The sequence below is a fragment of the Pedobacter sp. genome (assembly GCF_035566355.1).
Classification (GTDB): Bacteria; Bacteroidota; Bacteroidia; order Sphingobacteriales; family Sphingobacteriaceae; genus Pedobacter.
In genome coordinates, this window is sequence record NZ_DATMRL010000422.1 from 1 (window position 1) to 5,778 (window position 5,778).

The following is a 5,778-nucleotide window of genomic DNA, read 5'->3' on the forward strand; positions in this document are numbered from 1 at the left end:
GGTAGCTGTATTGTAAAACAATTGCTGACCTGCCCCGCTAGCTAAAGCATCAGTTCGGAAAGCACCGCCATTACTTGTCACGGCATAAGGCTGATATTTTACGGACTCCCTTCCTAGAGCATCATATGCGAATGGCTGTATCATATCCTTAAGCCCCGGACTTCCCTGTGTTGTGACGGTTTGCAGTGATCGTCCTAAGCCATCAAGGTACTCGATCGTCTGGCTTACCTCGCAAGTCTTCAATCCATCTCGTTTGGTATCGTCGTCAGTTAAAACCCCAGGCTTCTTAAATGTTTTAGTACTAATAAAATTTTGATTAACACTTGGCAAACTTAAAAACTGATCACACCTCTCAAAACTCATACCTGAAATGTGGATCCATACTGTCCTTCCTGAGGGAATATAAAAACCATCTTTCAAAGTAACGCTACGCTTTGCTTTGATTTCCGCTTGATTATTATACGCTGTTAAAACTGTATCTTGGGACTTTACTTCTAAAAAAGACGAAAGTGCTACTACTAAGACACAAGAATATTTGATAAGCTTTGCCACTTTTAATTTAATTTTCATATGGAGAGCTATTATTGTTTATAGTGATAAATAGTATTTTTCAAGATATTTCGCTTCTGATCTTTCACATTCTTTAAGCGCTGAAATCCGTCATATTCGAAATAGGTTATATTTCCTTTTTCGTCAGTTTTACTTGTTAAACCTCCAAAAGAATCATAAGTATAAGTTGTCATTTGAGCCTTCATAGGGTATACCCTTAAGTCATCAATTAGAATTGTCGTTTCAGATTCGTTAGGATACACATAAAAATATCGGGGATTGTTCCATATATTTAAGATTCCCTCATGATAAACCCAACCATCTTTATCGGGAACACTTTCTATTTGATCAGAAACATCTTCGAGACTCATCATTCCCCCCTTTGACCAATAGCTCACAGTATATAGACCCAGAGGCAAAACATCTATAGTTTCACCTCCGTCTAATGGCCCAAATTTCAAACTCCTTTTCCCTGTTTTGGCATCGTTGGAATATGGATTTCCAGAGCGAGTCGAAAAAACAAAATTAGTATTATTCTCCTGGCCATCACCGTCTAAATATTCCTCAAAATTTGCACAAGCTATCTGATTTTTTTCCGCATTCTTAACCTCAGCAATTACATGCTGTTTATTATAGGCCCAAATGTAAGTGGTCTTTGGCCCACCACGTGAAAATGTGACCAAATTTCCTGTATCATCATACGCATTATAACTTGTTCTTACATCTAATGTGTTTGGACTCGTCGATTGCGAAAAATATTCTGGAACATAAATCTCATAAAAGGGTTTAAAATAGCCCGTTTTCTGATATTCAGATTGACCATTAGGGTAATCCGTTCTTTTCTCAATCACTGGTGTATAGATATGTCTGGTTTCGAACATCTCTCTATATATTCCAGTGGGGTCTTTACTTAACATATTACCAGGATAACTATACTCAGTATAAGTAGTTTTCCCGTTACTAAGGGAATCCTTCTGAGTCTTTACCAGTCGCTCAGGAAATGTATATGTAAAAGTTTTACTTTTTCTAATTGGATTTAATCCATTTTTATCATAAAGTATTTCTATTTCTTTATCTAGAAATTTCGGTTGAATAAATCCCCACAAAGCAGTGGCACGTACATCAATGACCTGACTTCCAAAATTAAAAATACGTTGACGCACGTCAACTATACGTAGATCTTTGTCAGGACCCACCACCAGATCCTTGTATTTATATTCATTACTTTTTTGAATCAAATTTGCCGAGTTAAAAACCTTCTTCTCGAGCAATGTCCCTCTATATAATTCTTTTGTACTGCCAGGATCTAAGACATAAGCATTGGTTGTCATCGCATGAACAGAGGCCAGAGCAGTACTGTCACGATATTCTGTTTTATCATGATTAGAATAGTTAAAAACAGTATAACTTCCGTCGGCTAGCTTTTCGGCTACCTCAGTATAAGTCACATGATTTCCATTTGTAAAACTTAATGGCTCAATAGAATAGTCATACCAATACCAATAATTAACATATCCGCTACCAAATTTGGCTTGATTCTCCTCAAGATAAACAGGTACCCCAGCCAGGACTCCGCTCGAAGTTGTCCCTCCCCTGTTTAAATTAAGCAAATATTTATATTCTTTTACGCTCACAATTTTCCCCGTCTCATCCAAGTCGGATATTTTTGCTATCCTCAGTCCTCCACATTTTGTATTTGCAATACCCTCAACAACAAAAGGATTACGTTTTGCGATCAGGGAATATTCATGAGGCTCGTACTCAAAGTTGGTTTTTCCTCCAGTTGGATAACGTATAGATATTAAACTCCCAGCTTCCATTAAAGAAAAATTTGAAGCTTTACTTGCTGTAAAAGCCGGCACATTACTCTTTACGTAAGTATATGTCCATAATTGCTCAATATTTGTATACTTCGGAATCTCGTCAAAGTAGTTTCTTCCGTTATAAAACCCCCAATGATCCAGTTTACGAGAGTTATACTCTGGAAGTGGTGTTTGATTATATGAAAATTCATAGGGTGGTTGTTGTGTACCATCAGAACCTGTTATCTGAATAGAATTCAATATTAATCTGGAATTGTTTTGTTCTAGATAAGAGAAAGAAATCTTTTTTAAAAATCCAGAGGGCAGAGCATACACAGAAATAGAATCTAGCTTCTGCCATTTTATATTTTGTATAATTTCACTATAGTCCTCATTGGTACTTAAATCTGGATAATTCTTCGCTGCAGTCATGAGCTGTTGTCCATTATCCAAAATGTAGTTATAGGGCATTTCGCCGCTTATAGACCTTGAAAACACAACCTTCTGATCCTCGGTTGCTATCTCTTTTAAATAAACAGGATTAACGATAGACGTTGATATCGCATTTGCATCACCCCCACGTGAATTCAGTCCTCCAGTTTCTGTTGAATATATTGATAACCCGCGAGATTGCGTTGCGATAATATTTCCTCTATCATAGGAAAATTTTATTTCCTTCCTTGTATTCGTAATAACCTTTGTTAAAAACCATGAGTTAGCAATAATACCTGTAAAGTATGAACTAAAATTATCTGATGCCGGCCGGCTAAACTCTATAGATTCGGGAGTGCCTCCAAAAATATATTTAGTACCGTCTGGTGTTGTAATAGTAAACTTGTAGAATATTCTCGGCAAGGTTAATGGATAGGTTGACAATTGCTGAGCGGGAAGTGTAAAATCATTTTTCAACTCTTCTTCTACTTTTAAGTCGATTAGCTGATTAGATTTCACCTGCCATTTTCCTTTATGGTTATAGAAAAATGACCCCGAATATCCACCAAAATTGAATATAAATTCATCTGGATCGGGTATCGCTTTCTGATTAAATGCGTCAGCAAATTGACTTAATGAGTTCACAGAATACCAATTATTATTATCCAGTTGACCATAATTATCAAAATAACTAAACCTATTTTTCGGATTCAGGGCCGGATCAAGGAATTCATCGACACCGCCGTTTCTTTTTCTGGTAATAACCCCTCCAGCATTAAGATCCCATCCTAATCCTACCCAGCTACCATGTTGGTCTGGTCTCACACCTCCACCATGATAATTCAAACTTAAGTCAATGTCTACCTCGTCGGATCCAGACTTTGCTACTGGAATTGATATTTGAGGTAGGCCACTGAATAAAGAAACAGGAATTTGTCCATAGACACCTAATGAGGCTGCATTTGGAGACGGTGGTAACACTTTTAATGCTGGATCCTGAGCAAAGCAGAATGTTTTCATAAACAAAAGAATTACTGTCAGTCTCATAACTTTATTTATAGACATTGTTCTCTTTTTTTTCGCCAGTGCCTCTTTGTTTTTGAATGGGTTACAACAGACGTATTGTTTTTGATTCATATGTATTATATAGTTGTTAATTGAATTATTAGTTATAATTGATTTTTCACTTTAAATGTGTACCCTTAACCTTCAGTTTATCTGTTTTTAGTTCTTTCACCTCTTTTTTGAGTTCGATCATATACAAAGTCAGCTCCTCAATCTTCTTGAGCAGTTTCCCATTCATTTCGCTTAAGCTTATCCCCTTTTCTTCCACCTCCGCTGCAGAAGGAATCCCCGGCAAATGACCTTTTTCTTTGATATGTTTTTCTGTTGCTTCCAAAGAAGGAAGACTGTAGTTTGATTTGAATACATAATCTGGCCAGTTCTGAGTTTCTACTTTGATCTCCTTTGCCCGGATATTACCGTTAACAGAAAGCTTTTCAGTGGGAGAACTTATTCCTATACCGACATTCCCATTCTCTATTGCTTTAATCGCCAAATTCGCCCCATCAGGTAGGTAGCTATTCCCAACATACAAGCTCCAATCGTTAGTCATAGGAAGAAAGGTTTTAGCAGTCAAATCAGTTCCAGCCACGTTTAATGGTATCCATCCGGCATTCAGATTGATCGACCTGACTTTTATATGAACGGGTAGGTCACTTGTGGTCACACCTAAGACGTTAACTGCCCGAATCCTAAACCGGGGGTAAGCATATTGCGTATTGCAATCCACAGTAAAACAATAGGAGTTGGATGGATTTGACGAATATCCATTACTATTAATCCTTCCTACTTCTCTCCATATGTCAGGATTATAATGTGAAATACTTGCTAGATGAGATGCAGCTGCCGCGACATTTCCTCTGGTATAAGTAATTGAAATCTCATAGTTACCAGACGCTCCGGCATCCATGGGCTGTACGACTAAAAATTCAATATAATCCCCTACTTTAAAATTTGCAGGAAAAACCACTGTTCCACTCCAATCTATATTGCTTTGCGCAAAACACAATTGGTTAATCAGTAACAGCCCTAAGAGCATTATTTTTTTCATTTTTTATTGATTTTAAGTTCTCGGATTTGAGCTTCCTGCTCATTAATTTGTATCGTTTGTTCTTTTACTTTAAGCTTTAGATCAGATACATTTTTATTCATATCAATCAAATACAAAGTCAGCTCCTCAATCTTCTTGAGCAGTTTCCCATTCATTTCGCTTAAATTTATCCCTTGTTCTTCCGCCTCTGTTGCAGAAGGAATTCCTGGCAAATGGCCTTTCTCTTTAATATGTTGTTCTGTGGCTTCTAATGAAGGAAGGTTATAATCTGACTTGAATACATAGTCCGGCCAGTTCTGAGTTTCCACCTTAACTTCTTTTGCCCGAATATTACCGTTAACAGAAAGCTTTTCAGCAGGAGAATTCATCCCTATACCAACATTTCCAGAGGTTGAAATGCGCATTTTTTCAGAACCATTAGTTCCAAAAACAATGTTCCTATCCATATCTGGCACGGTAGAATATGAACTAATATCTATATAGGACAAAACCCCAGCGCTACTTCCTCCGCCCGCACTTAACCGCAACAACCCATCATCAGCCGTAGCTCCAGCAGAGCTGTATACCCTAATTTCACCTGGAATTTTATTAGGAGAAATTACAGGTCTTGAAGACTGATTATTCAGCGTTGACTGCATCATTATACCACCCAGAATATCCAGTTTTGCCCGAGGATCCTTAGTGCCAATACCAATATTACCTTCGCTTGTTATACGCATCTTTTCCGAAAGGTTCCCAGCCAGCCAACCATCAGATGTATAAAAGCTGAGATCCATTGCCTGTACGAGAGCCGTATTAGCGTAATACCGATTCATTCTCTCCGCCCGGATTCTGGAACCAACCTGATTAGGAACATTATCTCTCCAGGTATAAAAATCAATA

General features: G+C 37.6%; 4 protein-coding genes. All 4 read right to left on the reverse strand.

The genetic code is table 11. The features are described from left to right. A partial coding sequence (locus VNZ46_RS16260; RefSeq protein WP_325561115.1) for a DUF6443 domain-containing protein occupies positions 1–570 on the reverse strand: 570 nt, incomplete at its 3' end. Between the two features lie 11 nt (positions 571–581). After that, positions 582–3,920 (reverse strand): RHS repeat domain-containing protein, encoded by a 3,339-nt coding sequence (locus tag VNZ46_RS16265; RefSeq protein WP_325561116.1) that lies wholly within the window; start codon positions 3,918–3,920, stop codon positions 582–584. Between the two features lie 46 nt (positions 3,921–3,966). Continuing rightward, positions 3,967–4,896, reverse strand: coding sequence for a hypothetical protein (locus tag VNZ46_RS16270; RefSeq protein WP_325561117.1), 930 nt, complete (start codon positions 4,894–4,896; stop codon positions 3,967–3,969). Then, on the reverse strand, positions 4,893–5,778 hold an 886-nt coding region (locus VNZ46_RS16275), incomplete at its 5' end, for a hypothetical protein (protein ID WP_325561118.1). The genes VNZ46_RS16270 and VNZ46_RS16275, both read right to left, overlap by 4 nt.